The sequence below is a fragment of the Actinomadura roseirufa genome, from assembly GCF_900659635.1.
Classification (GTDB): domain Bacteria; phylum Actinomycetota; class Actinomycetes; order Streptosporangiales; family Streptosporangiaceae; genus Spirillospora; species Spirillospora roseirufa.
Window position 1 is genome coordinate 1 of the sequence record NZ_CAACVB010000087.1, and the last position, 15,798, is coordinate 15,798.

Sequence of the window (15,798 nt, forward strand, 5' to 3'; positions counted from 1 at the left end):
GCATCCTGGCAGCGGCCCAGGAGGTCCTGGTCGAGCGAGGGCCGGACGTGCCGTTGGAGGAGATCGCGCGCCGGGCCGCTCCCCGGATCGGTCTCCGGAGCCGTCCCCGGGCGGTCCGCCAGAGGACGCCGGCGGCGAGCGCGCCGCCGACGCCGACGGCGAGTCCGGTCCGGACCTTCATGTTCTCGTCACCTCGTCACGTCCTCGGGTACCGCACCGGGCTACCCGTACAAGGAGGTGCAAAACAGAGGCCACCCAGCGGTCAGGCCGGAAGCGCCGCCGGACGCCGTCCGGCTCGCCCCCCGAAGTGCGTTCGCTCAGAGTGAACGGCGGGACGGTCCTGTCACCTGGACCAGACCACCCCAGCGTACGAACCGGACCAGGAGCGCCGCCCGGTATCGCCGGATAACAGTTAAGACTCTTGCATAACCCAAGTCTTGTACTGGTACGGACCAGCTTTTATCTTCATGGCCACGCGCGTTTGTGCTCAGTGAGCATTCGCACCGCGCACATTTTTTCATGCGCGAAAGGGGGGAAGCCGGGCGGGCCGAGACCGCCCAGTCGCCGAGTGCGGTCACCGACCGCGAGCGGCCTTGCCGATTGGCGCGCCATTGATGGCGCCAATGGGCCATGGGCCCTTGCCCGAATCGACGCCCACCCCCTTCTGCCGCACCGGATTCGCCAGCGGACCGATCCAGGAACGGCCGCGCGGAAAACCGCGTTCCGCCGCCCCGCCCGGGATCGGCGAAGCCGTGCGGTCCGGCGGGGCACGCCCATGCCCGGCGGCGGGCCGGGGGCCGCGGGGGCCGCGGGCGGGACGGCGATCGGGGACCCGGCCGAGCAGGCCGAGCAGGAGAAGCAGCACAAGCAGGGGAAGGCGGGGACAGATGAAGCGGCACCTCATCGGCGCCCTCGCCGCGGGCCTGAGCGTGGCCCTCGGCGTGAGCGGATGCGGCAAGGGAAGCTCGTCGGACGACGGCGGCTCCGATGGCAAGACCATCAAATTCGTCGCGGCGATCTACAGCGACAACACCAAACCCTTCTGGGACGGGCTGATCAAGGACTTCGAGGCCAAGAACTCCGGCTACAAGGTGCAGCTGGAGATGGTCGACTGGACGCAGATGGACGCGAAGGTGAAGACCTACGTCCAGACGAAGCAGGTTCCCGATGTCCTCAACTACAACGCGTTCTCCGACTTCGCCCGGGACGGGCTGATCTACAAGGCGTCCGAAGTCGTGTCGCCGGCGGTATTGAGCGACTTCACGCCGACGTTCACCGAGCAGGCGAAGTACAACGGCGAGCAGTACGGCCTTCCCTTCATCTCCAGCGCGCGGCTGATGTTCTACAACAAGGCCCTGTTCGGCAAGGCCGGGATCAAGGACGCGCCGAAGACCTGGGACGAGGTCAAGGCCGACGCGGAGAAGGTCAAGAGGGGCGGCGCGATCGGGTACGGCCTGCCGCTCGGCCCGGAGGAGGCGCAGGCGGAGTTCTACTCCTGGGCCATGAACAACGGCGGCGGCTGGGTGAACCCGGCCGGCAAGTGGGCGATCAACCAGCCCGCCAACGTCGACACCCTGACGTTCCTGCGGAACCTCACCAAGTCCGGCCTGACCCAGCCGAACCCGGAGACCACCGACCGCAAGACGGTGTTCAACCAGTTCGCGCAGGGCAAGATCGGCTTGGCGATCGGCGGCCCGTTCACCAAGGCCAGCTTCATCGACCCCGTCAACAAGAGCCTGGAGTTCGGCGTCGCGCCGCTGCCGAGCAAGAGCGGCACGGAGCACAACACGCTCGGCGTCATGGACGTCCTGGCCGCGTTCAAGAAGAACGACGGCAAGAACAAGGAGGCGGTGCAGAAGTTCCTGGACTTCTTCTACCAGAAGGACAACACCGCCAAGTTCCTCACCAAGGAGGGCTTCCTCCCGGTGACGAAGTCCGCCGGTGACGTGCTCAGCTCCGACCCGTACATGAAGCAGTTCGTGGACGCGCTGCCGACCTCCAAGTTCGCGCCGACCGGCAACCCCGCGTGGACCTCCGTGGCCGGCGCCGTCAAGCAGAGCCTCGGCACGTCCGTCGCCGGCTCGGAGCCGAAGAAGGTCCTGGACAAGATCCAGGAGACGGCCGAGAAGGCCGGCTGAGTGCAGGACGTCAAGCTCAGGGCACGGGACGCCGGGGCCAGCGCCCCGGCGCCCCGGCCCTCCGCCCTCCGCCGGATCGGCCTCGCCCTCACCCCGCTGCTGTGGCTCGGCCCGTCCCTCGTGCTCATCGCCGTCGTCGTGCTGTGGCCCGTCGCCGAGATGGTCCGCACCTCGCTGCTGAAGATCAGCTCGTCGGGGGTGACGCTCGGCGACCGCGGCGGCGGCAACTACACCGACCTGTTCGACGAGGACGACCTCGTCCCCGTCGTGCTGCGGACCGTCGGCTGGGTCGCCGGCGTCGTCATCACGACGATGGTGCTCTCGCTCGCCATCGGCCAGTTGCTGAACGCGCGCTTCCCGGGCCGCCGGCTCGTCCGCTGGGCGGTCATCGTCCCGTGGGCGGCGTCGGTGCTGATGACGTCGCTGATCTGGAAGTGGATGCTGGACAACTACTCCGGCGTCGTCAACCGGGTGCTGCTCGACCTGCACCTGATCGACAAGCCGGAGAACTGGCTGGCCCATCCCCGCGGCGCGATGCTGTGGATGATGTGGGTCGCGGTGTTCGTCTCGCTGCCGTTCGCGTCGTTCGTCATCCTCGCCGGGCTCCAGACGATCCCCGAGGACGTCTACGAGGCGGCCCGGGTGGACGGCGCCGGTCCCTTCCGCACCTACTTCGGGATCACGCTGCCGCTGCTGCGGCCCGCCATCCTGATCGCCTCCATCATCAACGTGATCAACGTCTTCAACTCGTTCCCCATCATCTGGGCGATGACCGGGGGCGGCCCCGGGCACGCCACCGACACCACCACCACGTTCATGTACAAGCTCGCGTTCTACGACCAGAACGTCGGCGAGTCCGCCGCGATGGCGGTGGTCAACTTCCTGATGATCCTCGTCATGGTGCTGCTGTACCTGCGCGCCTCGCGCTGGCGGGAGGAGGTCCGATGACCGCGCGTTCGGCGCCACCCGCGGCCGCGCGCCGCCGTACCGTCCGGCTCCGGACGGTCCTGCTCACCGCCACCGGCTGGCTGGTCGCGGTGGCCTTCCTCCTGCCCTACCTCCAGATGGGGGTGACGGCGCTCAAGCCGGAGAAGGAGCTGACGAAGTCGCCGGGCACCTACCTGCCCGGCCACTGGACCTGGTCCAACTTCACGGACGTCTGGTCGGCCGCGCCCGTCTGGACGTACCTGCGGGTCTCGCTGACGGTCGCGGCGGCCGCGACCGTCGTGACCCTGGCCTGCGCGCTGCCCGCCGCCTACTACACCGCCCGCAACCGCTTCCGCGGCCGCAACGCGTTCCTGCTGCTCGTGCTCGTCACGCAGATGTTCGCGCCGACCGCCCTGGTCATCGGCATCTACCGGGAGATGGTCGCGCTCGACCTCACCGACACCCTGGTCGCGCTGATCCTCGTGAACGCGGCGTTCAACCTGCCGTTCTGCGTGTGGATCCTGCACGGCTACTTCTCCAGCATCCCCAAGGAACTGGAGGAGGCCGCGTTCCTGGACGGCGCCGGACGCGTCGGCGCGCTCACCCGCGTCACGCTGCCGATCTCCATGCCGGGCGTCGTGACGGCCGTCGTCTACACCTTCATCGCGGCGTGGAACGAGTACATCGTGGCCCTCACGGTGACCGCGTCCCCCGACCGCAAGCCGCTGACCGTCGCGATCCCGTCCTTCGTCACCGACTACCAGGCGCACTGGCAGTTCCTGTTCGCCGCGTCCCTGATCGCCATCGTGCCCGTCGTGATCCTGTTCGTCTTCATCGAGCGCTATCTCATCGGCGGCCTCACGGCGGGCTCGGTCAAGTGACGCTCATCGGCATCGACGTCGGCGGCACGTCCATGAAGGCCGCGCTCGCCGACGGCACCACCGTGCTGGCGGCGGAGTCGTGCCCGACCGACCGGGAGGACCCGGTCGGCGGCGTCCTCGGCTTCGCCGCCCACCTCGCCGCGCGCGCGGAGGAGCTCACCGGCTCCCCCGCCGCCGCGGCGGGCATCGCGCTGCCCGGCATCGTGGACGAGGCGGCGGGTGTCGCCGTCCACTCCGCCAACCTCGGCTGGCGGGACGTCCCGATGGTGCGCCTGGCCACCGAACGTCTCGGCGTCCCGGTCGCCATCGGCCACGACGTCCGCACCGGCGGCCTCGCCGAGGCCGTCCTCGGCGCGGGCCGCGACGCCGCCGACTTCCTGTTCACCGCCATCGGCACCGGCATCGCCGCCGCGCTCGTGCTCGGCGGCGTGCCCTACCCGGGCACCCGGGGCTGGAGCGGCGAGATCGGCCACATCGTCGTCCGTCCGGGCGGCGCCGCCTGCGCCTGCGGCAACCGCGGCTGCCTGGAGACCTACGCCTCCGCCGCCGCCGTCGCGCGCCGGCACGAGGAGCGCGCCGGCCTCGCCCTGCCCGCCGAGCGGGTCATCGCCCGCGCCGCCACCGGCGACGCGGACGCCGCCGCCGTCTGGGACGAGGCCCTCGACTGCCTCGCGGACGGTCTCACGGCCGCCACACTCCTCCTCGACCCGAACCTCGTCGTCATCGGCGGCGGCCTCGCCCAGGCCGGCGCCGCCCTCCTCGACCCCTTGGCCGCGCGCTTAGAGGAACGCCTGAAGTTCCGTCCCGCGCCCGCGCTGAGGCACTCCGAGCTGGGCGACCAGGCGGCCGTCCACGGCGCGACCCTGCTGGCCGCCCGCGTCCTGGACGGCTGACGGCCGCACCGGCGGCGGTTCAGAGGCGAGCGCTCTCCTCACGGGCCGCCGCGCTCGCGGCTCCGGGCGGCGCGCTCGCGGCGGGGCGTCCCGGGGGCATGGCCAGGGCGATGAGGGCACCGGCGAACGCCAGCGCGGCGACCGCCCACATCGCCGCGGCGAAGCCGTCGCCGAACTCCGCGGCGGAGCCGTAGCCGCCCGTGGCCGAGAAGACGGCCACGGCGACCGCGACGCCGAACACGCCACCGAAGATCCGCAGCATCATGAACGCGCCGGAGGCACGGCCGATCTCCTCGGGGCGCACCGAGCCGACCACGGCCCGCTGCGCCGCGGGCATGGCGCAGGTCACCCCGGCCCCGCCGGCGACGAGGGCGGGCAGCAGGTCGAGGTAGCCGGCGTCGGCGCCGGCCACCAGGGCGACCCAGCCCATGGCGACGGCCTGGACCAGCAGGCCGCCGGCCACGAACGTCCGCTCGGCGAACCGGTCCGACAGCGCGCCCGCGATCGGCGCGCACACCATCAGCGTCGCGCTCCACGGCATCAGCCGCAGGCCCGCGCCGAGCGGCCCCTCTCCATGGACGATCTGGAAGTACTGGGCGAGGAAGAACAGCGTGCCGTACAGGGAGGCGAACACGCAGAAGTTCGCCGGGTTGGCGGTGGCGAACGCCCGCAGGCGGAACAGGCGCATCGGCAGCATGGGTGCCGCCGTGCGCCGCTCCCAGCCCGCGAACGCGACGACCAGCGCGGCGCCGAGCACCAGGGCGGCGAGGACCTCCGCGCTGTCCCACCCCGCCGCGTTCCCCCGGACGAGCCCCCAGACGAGACCGAACGCGCCCGCGGTCACCAGCGCGACCCCGCCCAGGTCGAAGCGGTCGTTCGGGCCGACGCCCTCGTCGATCCGGCGCAGGGTGAGGACGATCGTGACCAGGCCGAGCGGCACGTTCAGCCAGAAGATCCACTGCCAGGCCAGTCCCTCGGCGACGACGCCGCCGACGAACGGGCCACCGAACGTCGCCAGGCCGGTGACGCCCAGGTAGAGCCCCATCGCCCGGCCGCGCTGCCGGGGCGGGAACATGGCGCTGATCAGGGTGAGCGACAGCGGGAGCACCATCGCCGCGCCGGCGCCCTGCAGCGCCCGCGCCGCGATCAGGGTGCCGATGTCCGGGGCCAGCGCGCACGCGGTGGACGCGAGGGTGAACACCGCCAGCCCGGTCGCGAACACCCGGCGGCGGCCGAACCGGTCGCCCAGCGCCGCGCCGGTCAGCAGCAGCACCGCGAAAGTGAGGTTGTAGGCGTTGACGGTCCATTCGAGCGCCTCGACCGACGCCGTCAGGTCCCGCCGTATCGTGGTCAGCGCCGTCGACACGACCAGGCTGTCCAGCGCCATCATGAACGAGGCGAGGGAGGCCAGTCCGAGGACCCACGCCTGCTTGGACGTCATCGTCTTCTCAGTCACCGTTCTGTCCTCTTCGTGAGCGAGTGGAGGTCAACCGCGCAGCGACCGCGGAAGGCCGAACACCCGGAGGGTGGTGTTGTCGGCGAACCGCGTGACCGCCGCGATCCGGTCGCCGCGCAGGGTCAGGACGAGCACGCCGTGCGCGCGCAGGATCCGTGTCCGCGGGTCCCGCAGGTAGCAGCCGAAAGCCGGCTGGCCGTTCGCGCGCGTGGGGACCAGCGCGTACCGGCGGTCGTCGCGGAGCGCGACCGTCGCCAGGAAATGGCCGACGGTGTCCGCGCCGTGGTACTCCAGAGGCAGGGGCGGCATGGTGAGCCACGCGTCGTCGGTCAGCAGGGCGACGACCGCGTCGACGTCCCCCGCCTCGAACGCGCGGGTGAAGCCGTCCACGACCCGGCGCTCCCGCGGCGAGCGCGGCAGCGGCGCGTCCCCCGGTCCGGGCTCCGGCGGCTCGGCCGCCAGCGCCGCCCGTGCCCGCTTCAGCGCGCCGGTCACCGCGTCGCCGGTCGTGTCGAGGATGTGCGCCGCCTCGGCGGCGCGGAACCCGAGGACGTCGCGCAGCACCAGCGCGGCGCGCTGTCTCGGCGGCAGCCGCTGCAACGCGGCGAGGAACGCCAGCGACACCGACTCCCTCGTCTCGTAGCGGGCCTCCGGGCCGGGCGCGCGGTCGGCGATCTCGTCGAGCAGCACGTCCGGGCAGGGTTCGAGCCAGCTCGGCTCGGCCCGGCGGTGCGACGGCTCCGGCAGCGCGACCTCCGTCCGGTGGGGCGCCCGTTCGTGCGGGCGGCGGGCGTCGGCCCGCAGCGCGTTGAGGCAGCGGTTGGTCGCGATCCGGTACAGCCAGGTCCGCACGGACGCGCGGCGCTCGTATCCGCCGATGCCGCGCCAGGCCGCCAGCAGCGTCTCCTGGAGGAGGTCCTCGGCGTCCTGGACCGAGCCGAGGATGCGGTAGCAGTGCAGCTGGAGCTCGCGCCGGTAGGGCTCGACGAGCCCGCGGAACGCCTCGCCGTCACCGTCGCGCGCCAGCGCCAGCAGGTCGTCCGCCGCGCGCTCGGCGGACGCGGCGCCGGGCTCCCCGGGCGGCGAGATCCCTCGCATGGTGGCCCCTTTCTCCCGTGGTCCCTCTCAAAGTGATGGACACCGGCGGAACCGGAAAATGGTCGCCCCGCGACCGCGCGGCGGGCCCGCCCCCTTCCCATACTTCGTCCACCGATATATCGTGGGCCGAGTGAAACGAAATCCGATCATGAGTGAGCCGGTGTACTACCTGCTGGCGGCCCTGCTCGACGGCCCCTCGCACGGCTACGGGATCATCAAGCGGGCCGGGGACCTGTCCGGCGGACGGGTGCGGCTCGCCGTCGGCACCCTGTACGGGGCCCTCGACCGGCTGACGGGCGAGGGACTGATCGCCGTGGACCGCGAGGAGACGGTGCGGGGCCGGCCCCGCCGCTACTACCGCCTGACCGAGGACGGGCACGCGGCCGTCACCCGGGAGGCGGCGCGGATGGAGCGGGCCGCCCGGGTGGTCACGGCGCGGATCGCTCCGGCGGCGCGGACGGCGCAGGCATGAGCGCGGACATGAGCGCCGGCGTGGGCGCCGCCATGGGAACGGGCGAGGGCTGGGCGGCCGCCCTCACCGAGCGCTGGTACCGGATGTTCCTGCGGGCGTTCCCGGCCGGGCACCGCGGGGAGTACGGCGCCGAGGTCATCGGCACCCTGATGGCCGGTCCCGCCCGCCGCGTCCCCTCGCCGCGGGAGACGGCCGGGCTCGTGACCGCGGGCTTCGCCGCCCGGTTCCGGAAGTCCGCCGACGAGCCCGCGCCCTGGTGGGCCGACGGCGTGCAACTCGGGATGCTGGCGCTGGCCCTCGCGAACCTGGCCTACGGCATCGGCGACCGGGCGTCCATGCCGTGGCTGGGCGTCTCCGCGCTCATGGTGCTGGCGCTGCTGCGCGGCTGGGCGATCGCGTCCCTGCCCTTGGCGCTGGCCATCGCCTTCTCCACCGCTCGGGCCATGATGTTCGGGTCCGAAGCGGCGAGCTGGGGGTCTTTCTACGGCCCGGCCTACTGGAACTGGAGCTCGCTGGCGCCCTACGGCCTGCTGCTGGCCGGTTCCGCGGTCCTCGCCGCCCGTGGACGGCATGATCTGCGAACGCGGCCCTGGTGGTGGCTGGCGGTTCCCATCGCCGCCGCCCTGCTCACCCACGCCTCCGGGCGGACGGCGGACGGCGTTCTCGGACTCACCGGAGGAGCGTACGGCGACTTCTGGCAGTTCACCAGGGCGGGCCTGGAGGGCGTCCTCCTGCTGGCCGGGGTATGGGCCACCGCCCTCGCGCGCAGCCCGCGCTGGGCGCTGGCGGCGGCGATGTACGTCGTGCCCGGTGCCGCCGCCGCGGCGGTTCACCCGCCCAACGGCCTGCAAGGCATCGGCTATTGGCTGACGCTCCCGGCTCTCGTGCTCGTCATGGTCGCGACGGCGGCGAGGTTCTCGCGAGTCCGAGAGGCGCGCTGAGGGCCGTCAGGGGACGATGACGAGCTTGCCGCGGGTGTGGCCGGCGCGGCTGGCGTCGAACGCCACGCCCACCTCGGCCAAGGGGAAGGTGGCCGCCACCTCGACCCGGAGCGCGTCCCGTTCGGCCAGGTCGGCGAGCAGGGCCAGCTTCGCCCCGTCCGGGCGGACCCAGATCCAGTGGCCGCCGTGCTTCTCCACGCCGGGATCGGCGACGGAGGCATGGCGGCCGCCGGGGCGCAGCACCGCGAGCGTCGTCTCCAGCTGGCCGCCCACGAAGTCGGCGACCGCCGTGACGCCGTCCGGCGCCAGGTCCCGGACACGGCCGGCCAGGCCGTCCCCGTAGGCGACCGGCTCGGCGCCGAGCCCCCGCAGGTAGTCGTGGTTCGCCTCGGACGCGGTGCCGATGACACGGGCGCCGCGGTCCCGCGCGATCTGCACGGCGAAGCCGCCCACGCCGCCGGAGGCCGCGTGCACCAGCACGACGTCGTCGCGGCCGGCCTCCAGCCGGTCCATGCACCGCTGCGCCGTCATCGCCGCGAGCGGCAGGCCGGCCGCCTGGTTCCAGTCGAGCACGGCGGGCTTGAGCGCGACGGCGGACGCCGGGACGGTCGCGTACTCGGCGAACGTGCCGGCGTGCACGACGTCCTTGCGCGCGTAGGCCATGACCTCGTCGCCCGGCGCGAACTCCGGGGTGTCGGGGCCGGCGGCGCGCACGACCCCGGCGACGTCCCAGCCGGGGACGGCCGGGAAGAAGGTGTCCATCATCGAGTCGAGGCCGCCCGCCATGACCTTCCAGTCCACCGGGTTCACCCCGGCGGCGCGGACCTCGATCAGCACGCTGCCCGGCGCGACCTTCGGTTCGGGCACCTCGCCGACCTTCAGGCGCGAGTTGTCGGTGGCGTAGGAGTCGTAGGTGACGGCGCGCATGGACGATCTCACTTTCGTCGGCGGAACATCCTCAACCTGCCTCCGGGCCGGACGGCTAAACGCGCATGTCAGGACGCGGCGCACAATGCGTAGGATTTTCCCTACATTTGACACGTAGGGAAACTCCTACGTATCGTCGGGCGCATGAACATCACGCATGTGCGGCTGCTGACGGTGCCGGTGTCCGACCAGGACGCCGCGAAGCGCTTCTACGCCGGAGCGCTCGGGTTCGAGGTGGTGGCGGACCGGCAGGCCGGGCCCGTCCGGTGGCTCCAGCTCGCCCCCGGGGGCGCCGAGACGTCGGTGGTCCTGGCCGGGCACGTGCCCGGCCTGGCGCCGGGAAGCGTCCACGGCCTCATCTTCGAGTCGTCCGACCTGGACGCCGACTGCGCCGAGCTGCGCGCCGCCGGAGTGGACGTCCAGGGGCCGGAGGACCTGCCCTGGGGGCGGCAGGCCACGCTGTCGGACCCCGACGGCAACGGCATCGTCCTGGCGGCCCGGCCCGCATGACCGACGTCTTCGCGGCGCTGGCGAGCCCGGTGCGGCGCGAGCTGACGGCGCTGCTGCTGGACGGGCCGCGCTCGGCCGGCGACCTGGCGGCGCACTTCGACATGAGCCGGCCGAGCGTCTCCGAGCACCTGCGGGTGCTGCGGGAGGCCGGGCTGGTCAGCGAGCGGCGCAGCGGGCGGCTGCGCCTCTACCGGCTGGAGGCGGAACCGCTGCGGGAGATCTCGCACTGGCTCGGGCCCTACGAGCGGTTCTGGCGGAGCAGGCTGGCCGGCCTCCGCGACCTGCTGGACGAGGAGGATCTGTGACGTCCGAACGGCGGGCACCGGAGAACAGGGCCGGGCCCGAAGACGAGGACGAAGACGCGTCGATCGAGGTCGACGAGTTCCTGCCGCATCCGCCCGCGAAGGTCTGGCGGGCGCTCACCGACCCGGCCCTGCTGGGCCGCTGGCTGATGCCGAACGACTTCAGGCCCGTGGTGGGGCACCGGTTCACCTTCACCACCCGCCCGATCCCGTCCGCCGGCTTCGACGGGACGATCCCGTGCCGCGTCCTCGACCTGGACGAGGAGCGCCTGCTGCGCATCAGCTGGAACGGAGGCGGTCTCGACACCACGGTGACCTGGCGGCTGGTGCCGGAGGGGCGCGGCACCCGGCTGTTCGTGCGGCACGCCGGATTCGACCTGGACGACCCCGTCCAGTCCTACGCCTTCCGCGGGATGGGCAGCGGTTGGCGCTCGCACGTCATGCGGTCCCTGCTGCGCGTCCTCGCGGAACCCGCGTGATCGGGTCCGGCTTCTGACGGGCCCGGAGTGATCGGCGTGGGCTGCCCGCAGGAAACGCTTTCGATGCGCCGAGCCAAGTGGGGGTGAAGCATCGAAAGGAGTGAGCGCATGGCCGAACCCAAGGACGGCCTCACCGCCGTGGGACGTGATCCCGCGGTGTTCGAGGCGTTCTACCGGCGGCATGTGGAGGCGGTGAGCCGCTTCGTCGCCCGCCGGGTGGACGATCCGCACACCGCCGCCGACCTGACCGCCGAGGTGTTCCTCGCGGTCATCGATTCCGCGCACACCTACCGGCCCGCGGCGGGCACCGAGATCGGCTGGCTGTACGGGGTGGCCCGCAACGTCGTGGCCAACGAGCGGCGGCGGGCCGCGCGGGAGCGCCGCGCGGCCGGCCGGGTCGCCGGACGCCGGCCGCTGGACGCCGACGACATCGCGCGGCTGGAGGAGCGGATCGACGCCGAGGCCCCGGGCCGGCGTACCTACGAGGCGCTCGCGGGCCAGCCGGAGGGCGTGCGCGCGGTGCTGGAGCTGGTGGCGGTGGACGGGCTGACGGTCGCGGAGGCCGCGGCGGCGCTCGGCGTCCGGCCCGTCACCGTCAGGGTGCGGATGCACCGGGTGCGCAAGGTGCTGCGCGCTCTCGTCCCGGAGGCGGGCCGGTCGCTCGAATACGCGAAGGAGGGGGCATGACCACGTTCGAGGACAGGCTGCTGGTGGAGCTGAAGGGCGTCGTCGCGGAACGCGCCGTGGCGGAGCGCCGGCCGTCCGGGGCGCGCCGCCGGCCGGTGCGCCTGTTCGCGCTCGCCGGGGCGGTCGTCGCCGCCGCGGCGGGCATCGCGGTCGCCGTCCCGCTGGCCACCGGGGAGGACGGCGCCAAGGCCAACGCCGTCGAACGCCGCCCGGACGGTTCCATCGCCGTCCACTGGCGGGACTTCGACCACCCCGAGCAGGTCGAGGCGAAGCTGCGCGGCTTCGGCGTACCGGCCAGGGTCACCACCATCCCCAGCGGCAAGCAGTGCCGGGACCAGCCGGAGGAGCGACAGGGCGGCCGCGCCGGGGGGGTGTTCGGTCCGCCGGGCGCCCTGGGCCCCAACGCGACCACCATCTACCCCGGGCGGCTGCGGCCCGGGCAGTTCTTGGCGATCAACATCTGGACGATGCGGGACGAACACGGCAAGTTGCTACAGCGCGTGATGCAGCCCGGGGTCGCGCAGGGCCCGATCGGCCCCTGCGTGCTGGTGCCGGGCGGCCCCGGGGTCCAGACGGCCCCGATGAAGGGCCAGGGTCCCGGAGGCATCGAGAAGCCGACCCCCACCCCGTCCCCGTGACCGCGTCGCCGGGACTGGCCGCCCACCGCGTCCCGGTGCCGGACGGTCCCGGGCTCGTCGCGCCCCCGATGAAGGCTCCGCACACCCGGGGCGACGAGAGACCGACCCCGGAACCGTCCCGGTGACCGCGCCGTCGGGTCCTGGCGAGCGCCAGGACCCGACGGTGGTCGGGTGTGCGGGTCAGGCGACCGGCTCCAGCGGGGGGCGGTCGCTGAACTGGGTGCGGTACAGCTCGGCGTAGCGGCCATCCGCGGCGAGGAGCTCGTCGTGTGTTCCGCGCTCGACGATGCGGCCGGCCTCGACCACGAGGATCAGGTCGGCGGCCCGGACGGTGGACAGCCGGTGCGCGATCACCACGGCGGTGCGCCCGTCGAACGCCTCGGCCAGTGCCTCCTGGACAGCCGCCTCGGAGGTGGAGTCCAGGTGGGCGGTGGCCTCGTCGAGGATGACCACGCGCTGGCGGGCGAGCAGGAGGCGGGCGATGGTGAGGCGCTGGCGCTCACCGCCCGACAGCCGGTAGCCGCGCTCGCCGACGATGGTGTCCAGGCCGTCGGGCAGGCCCTCGACGAGGGCGTCGAGGCGGGCGCGGCGCAGGACGTCCCAGAGGTCGTCCTCGGTGGCCTCGGGCCGGGCGAGCAGCAGGTTGTCGCGGATCGACTCGTGGAACAGGTGCCCGTCCTGGGTGACCATGCCGAGGGTGTCGCGAATGGCGTCGAAGCTCAGGTCGCGGACGTCGACGCCACCGAGCCGGACGGCCCCGGAGTCGGCGTCGTACAGGCGCGGGAGGAGCTGCGCGATGGTCGACTTGCCCGCTCCGGACGAGCCGACGAGCGCCACCATCTGGCCGGGCTCGGCGCGGAACGACACGCCGTGCAGCACCTCGACGCCGCCGCGGGTGTCGAGGGTGGCGACCTCCTCCAGCGACGCCAGGGACACCTTGTCGGCGGACGGGTAGCCGAAGCGGACGTCGTCGAACTCGACGGCGACGGGCCCCTCCGGGACGGTGCGGGCACCGGGCCTCTCGGCGACCAGCGGCTTCAGGTCGAGCACCTCGAAGACGCGCTCGAAGCTCACCAGGGCGCTCATCACCTCGACGCGCGCGCTGGCGAGGGCCGTCAGCGGGGCGTACAGCCGGGTGAGCAGCAGCGCCAGCGAGACGACCGCGCCCGCGTCCAGGCTTCCGCGCAGCGAGAACCAGCCGCCCAGCCCGTAGACGAGCGCGAGCGCCAGCGCCGACACCATGGTCAGCGCGGTGATGAAGACGTGCTGCACCATCGCCGTGCGGACGCCGATGTCGCGGACGCGGCGGGCCCGCGCGGCGAACTCCGCGGACTCCCGGGCGGGCCGGCCGAACAGCTTCACCAGGGTGGCGCCGGGCGCGGAGAACCGCTCGGTCATCTGCGTGCTCATCGCCGCGTCATGGGCGGCGGCCTCCCGTTCGAGGCGCGCGAGCCGGGTGCCCATCCGCCGGGCGGGCAGCACGAAGACGGGCAGGAGCAGCAGCGCGAGCACGGTGATCTGCCAGGAGATGCCGACCATCACGGCGAAGGTCAGGACGAGCATCACCAGGTTGCTGACGACCCCGGACAGCGTGTTGCTGAACGCTCGCTGCGCGCCGATCACATCGTTGTTGAGGCGGCTGACCAGGGCGCCGGTGCGCGTCCTGGTGAAGAAGGCGACCGGCATGCGCTGCACGTGGTCGAACACGGCCGTCCGCAGGTCGAGGATCAGGCCCTCGCCGATGCGGGCCGACAGCCACCGGTTCGCCAACCCCAACCCGCCCTCGGCGAGCGCCAGGAACGCGATCAGCACCGCCAGCCGGACCACGGTGGAGCTCTCCGACCGGTCCACGATCGCGTCGACGACGCGTCCGGCGAGCACCGGCGTCGCGACCGCGAGGACCGCCATCACCACGCTGAGCACCAGGAAGGCGACCAGCGGGCGCCGGTGCGGGCGGGCGAAGCGGCCGATCCGCCGCAACGTCGCGCGAGAGAACGGCCTGCGGTCGTCCTGGGCGTTCATCGCGTGGTGCAGGGAGACCCACGCGGTCACTTCCATGTCCATGGTTACCGCCGCTCTGAGAGGACCCGTCTCCGTGAAACGCTTCAGGGGTATCCGAAGAGCATCATGTGACCTCAACTATGCTTGAGGTCAACCTCCCGAGAGCCCGTCCGATCACCGCGTGGCCAGCTTCTCGCAGGGGTACGACATTTCTGGCCCCGGACCCTCCGGCGGGGCCACGGCTCTGAACGAAGGGCGGCACGTGGGCATCGACATCGACAGGGCGCGCACCGACACCCCCGGGTGCGCGAACGTGGCGCACCTCAACAACGCGGGCGGCGCGCTCCCGCCCCGCCCGGTCATCGAGGCGGTCGAGGAGCAGTTCAGGCTGGAGTACACCATCGGCGCGTACGAGGCGTCCGACCGGAACGTGGCGGCCATCGAACGCTTCTACGACGCGGTGGCCGGGCTGATCGGCGCCGGCCGGAACGAGATCGCCTACGTCGAGAACGCGACGCGGGCGTGGGACATGGCCTTCTACTCCGTCCCGTTCGCGCCGGGCGACCGCATCCTCACCACGACGAGCGAGTACTCCAGCAACGCGATCGCCTACCAGCAGGCGGTGTCGGACAAGGGCGCCCGCGTCGAGGTGATCCCGGACGACGCGCACGGCACGCTCTCCCTGGACGCGCTGGCCGCCGAGCTGGCCAAGGGGGACGTGCGGCTGGTCTCGCTCAACCACATCCCGACGCACAACGGGCTCGTCAACCCGGTCGTGGAGGTCGGCCGGCTGTGCCGCGAGTACGGCGCCCTCTACCTGGTGGACGCCTGCCAGTCGGTCGGCCAGCTCGCCGTCGACGTCGCCGAGATCGGCTGCGACATGCTCTCGGCGACGGGCCGCAAGTTCCTGCGCGGCCCGCGCGGGACGGGCTTCCTCTACGTGCGCGAAGAGGTCATCAAGACGCTGGAGCCCCCGTTCCTCGACCTGCTGGCCGCGTCCTGGCGGACGTCGGGCGGCTACGAGGTCCGCGACGACGCCCGCCGCTTCGAGACATGGGAACGCTACGTCGCCGGCCAGATCGGCCTCGGCGTCGCCGCCGACTACGCCGTCCGCCTCGGCATCGAGGCCATCGAGGACCGCGTCCGCGGCCTCGCCGCCGTCCTGCGCTCGGAACTGGCCACCCGTCCCGGCGCGACCGTCCTCGACCGGGGCGAGCATCCCTCCGGCATCGTCACCTTCACCATCGACGGGCACACCCCGGAGGCCATCATGGCCGCCGCGTCGGAACGCGGGATCAACGTCTACACCACGAACCCCGGTTCGCACGGCTACGACGCGAGCGCCGTCCCGACGGCCGTACGAGCCTCGGTCCACTACTACAACACCGAAGAGGAAGTGGAGCGCCTCCTGGCGGTGCTCCCCTAGCGACCGGCCCGGTGGCCCGGGG

At 72.7% G+C, this 15,798-nt stretch carries 17 protein-coding genes; 12 read left to right on the forward strand and 5 right to left on the reverse strand.

What is annotated here, in order from left to right; all coding sequences use genetic code 11:
* A partial coding sequence (locus tag E1291_RS43310; protein WP_207400815.1) for a hypothetical protein occupies positions 1-181 on the reverse strand: 181 nt, incomplete at its 3' end.
* A 706-nt stretch (positions 182-887) separates the two neighbouring features.
* On the opposite strand from E1291_RS43310, the gene E1291_RS19465 reads away from it, so the two are divergent.
* Genes E1291_RS19465 through E1291_RS19480 form a run of 4 tightly spaced genes read left to right on the forward strand, consistent with a single transcriptional unit; the run spans position 888 to position 4,839 of the window.
* Complete coding sequence (locus E1291_RS19465; RefSeq protein WP_131739258.1) at positions 888-2,138, forward strand: extracellular solute-binding protein; 1,251 nt, start codon at positions 888-890, stop codon at positions 2,136-2,138.
* Positions 2,139-3,086: a carbohydrate ABC transporter permease gene (locus tag E1291_RS19470; RefSeq protein WP_242614247.1), complete on the forward strand. Its 948-nt coding sequence runs from the start codon at positions 2,139-2,141 to the stop codon at positions 3,084-3,086.
* On the forward strand, positions 3,083-3,946 hold the full coding sequence (locus tag E1291_RS19475; protein ID WP_131739259.1) for a carbohydrate ABC transporter permease: 864 nt from the start codon (positions 3,083-3,085) through the stop codon (positions 3,944-3,946). The genes E1291_RS19470 and E1291_RS19475 overlap by 4 nt, the downstream gene beginning before the upstream one ends.
* On the forward strand, positions 3,943-4,839 hold the full coding sequence (locus tag E1291_RS19480) for an ROK family protein (RefSeq protein WP_131739260.1): 897 nt from the start codon (positions 3,943-3,945) through the stop codon (positions 4,837-4,839). Before E1291_RS19475 ends, E1291_RS19480 begins: the two co-directional genes overlap by 4 nt.
* A 19-nt stretch (positions 4,840-4,858) precedes the next feature.
* Here E1291_RS19480 and E1291_RS19485 read toward each other — a convergent pair whose 3' ends face one another.
* On the reverse strand, positions 4,859-6,295 hold the full coding sequence (locus E1291_RS19485) for an MFS transporter (protein ID WP_207400816.1): 1,437 nt from the start codon (positions 6,293-6,295) through the stop codon (positions 4,859-4,861).
* Between the two features lie 30 nt (positions 6,296-6,325).
* Entirely contained in the window at positions 6,326-7,393 is a 1,068-nt protein-coding gene (locus E1291_RS19490) for an RNA polymerase subunit sigma-70 (protein ID WP_131739261.1), read from the reverse strand.
* Between the two features lie 148 nt (positions 7,394-7,541).
* Between E1291_RS19490 and E1291_RS19495 the strand changes: the two genes are divergently transcribed.
* Both E1291_RS19495 and E1291_RS19500 read left to right on the forward strand, forming a co-directional pair.
* Positions 7,542-7,865 (forward strand): PadR family transcriptional regulator, encoded by a 324-nt coding sequence (locus E1291_RS19495; RefSeq protein WP_131739262.1) that lies wholly within the window; start codon positions 7,542-7,544, stop codon positions 7,863-7,865.
* Between the two features lie 8 nt (positions 7,866-7,873).
* Positions 7,874-8,806 (forward strand): hypothetical protein, encoded by a 933-nt coding sequence (locus tag E1291_RS19500; RefSeq protein WP_131739263.1) that lies wholly within the window; start codon positions 7,874-7,876, stop codon positions 8,804-8,806.
* A 6-nt stretch (positions 8,807-8,812) separates the two neighbouring features.
* Here the strand turns inward: E1291_RS19500 and E1291_RS19505 are convergent, their stop codons facing one another.
* Positions 8,813-9,733, reverse strand: coding sequence for an NADP-dependent oxidoreductase (locus E1291_RS19505; RefSeq protein WP_131739264.1), 921 nt, complete (start codon positions 9,731-9,733; stop codon positions 8,813-8,815).
* A 144-nt stretch (positions 9,734-9,877) separates the two neighbouring features.
* Between E1291_RS19505 and E1291_RS19510 the strand changes: the two genes are divergently transcribed.
* From E1291_RS19510 to E1291_RS19530, 5 genes are all read left to right on the forward strand, one after another.
* The gene (locus tag E1291_RS19510; RefSeq protein ID WP_131739265.1) at positions 9,878-10,243 is read left to right on the forward strand and encodes a VOC family protein; all 366 of its coding nucleotides are present in this window, start codon (positions 9,878-9,880) and stop codon (positions 10,241-10,243) included.
* A complete protein-coding gene (locus tag E1291_RS19515; RefSeq protein WP_131739266.1) occupies positions 10,240-10,548 on the forward strand; it encodes an ArsR/SmtB family transcription factor in 309 nt (102 codons plus the stop codon). The genes E1291_RS19510 and E1291_RS19515 overlap by 4 nt, the downstream gene beginning before the upstream one ends.
* Entirely contained in the window at positions 10,545-11,024 is a 480-nt protein-coding gene (locus tag E1291_RS19520; RefSeq protein ID WP_131739267.1) for an SRPBCC family protein, read from the forward strand. The genes E1291_RS19515 and E1291_RS19520 overlap by 4 nt, the downstream gene beginning before the upstream one ends.
* A 108-nt stretch (positions 11,025-11,132) precedes the next feature.
* The gene (locus E1291_RS19525; protein ID WP_131739268.1) at positions 11,133-11,711 is read left to right on the forward strand and encodes an RNA polymerase sigma factor; all 579 of its coding nucleotides are present in this window, start codon (positions 11,133-11,135) and stop codon (positions 11,709-11,711) included.
* Positions 11,708-12,349 carry a hypothetical protein gene (locus tag E1291_RS19530; protein WP_131739269.1) on the forward strand — a complete coding sequence of 214 codons (642 nt, stop codon included), beginning with the start codon at positions 11,708-11,710 and terminating at the stop codon, positions 12,347-12,349. The genes E1291_RS19525 and E1291_RS19530 overlap by 4 nt, the downstream gene beginning before the upstream one ends.
* Before the next feature lie 180 nt (positions 12,350-12,529).
* Here the strand turns inward: E1291_RS19530 and E1291_RS19535 are convergent, their stop codons facing one another.
* Complete coding sequence (locus tag E1291_RS19535) at positions 12,530-14,413, reverse strand: ABC transporter ATP-binding protein (RefSeq protein ID WP_131739270.1); 1,884 nt, start codon at positions 14,411-14,413, stop codon at positions 12,530-12,532.
* A 199-nt stretch (positions 14,414-14,612) separates the two neighbouring features.
* On the opposite strand from E1291_RS19535, the gene E1291_RS19540 reads away from it, so the two are divergent.
* Entirely contained in the window at positions 14,613-15,776 is a 1,164-nt protein-coding gene (locus E1291_RS19540; protein ID WP_131739271.1) for an aminotransferase class V-fold PLP-dependent enzyme, read from the forward strand.
* Positions 15,777-15,798 lie beyond the last annotated feature (22 nt).

What these genes read in the sequence shown, in the direction of transcription:
- E1291_RS19510 (WP_131739265.1), top strand. Translation starts at nt 9,878, where the DNA reads ATGAACATCACGCATGTGCGGCTGCTGACGGTGCCGGTGTCCGACCAG.
- E1291_RS19530 (WP_131739269.1), top strand. Translation starts at nt 11,708, where the DNA reads ATGACCACGTTCGAGGACAGGCTGCTGGTGGAGCTGAAGGGCGTCGTC.
- E1291_RS19505 (WP_131739264.1), bottom strand. Translation starts at nt 9,733, where the DNA reads ATGCGCGCCGTCACCTACGACTCCTACGCCACCGACAACTCGCGCCTG.
- E1291_RS19475 (WP_131739259.1), top strand. Translation starts at nt 3,083, where the DNA reads ATGACCGCGCGTTCGGCGCCACCCGCGGCCGCGCGCCGCCGTACCGTC.
- E1291_RS19495 (WP_131739262.1), top strand. Translation starts at nt 7,542, where the DNA reads ATGAGTGAGCCGGTGTACTACCTGCTGGCGGCCCTGCTCGACGGCCCC.
- E1291_RS19500 (WP_131739263.1), top strand. Translation starts at nt 7,874, where the DNA reads ATGAGCGCCGGCGTGGGCGCCGCCATGGGAACGGGCGAGGGCTGGGCG.
- E1291_RS19535 (WP_131739270.1), bottom strand. Translation starts at nt 14,413, where the DNA reads ATGGACATGGAAGTGACCGCGTGGGTCTCCCTGCACCACGCGATGAAC.
- E1291_RS19490 (WP_131739261.1), bottom strand. Translation starts at nt 7,393, where the DNA reads ATGCGAGGGATCTCGCCGCCCGGGGAGCCCGGCGCCGCGTCCGCCGAG.
- E1291_RS19525 (WP_131739268.1), top strand. Translation starts at nt 11,133, where the DNA reads ATGGCCGAACCCAAGGACGGCCTCACCGCCGTGGGACGTGATCCCGCG.
- E1291_RS19465 (WP_131739258.1), top strand. Translation starts at nt 888, where the DNA reads ATGAAGCGGCACCTCATCGGCGCCCTCGCCGCGGGCCTGAGCGTGGCC.
- E1291_RS19515 (WP_131739266.1), top strand. Translation starts at nt 10,240, where the DNA reads ATGACCGACGTCTTCGCGGCGCTGGCGAGCCCGGTGCGGCGCGAGCTG.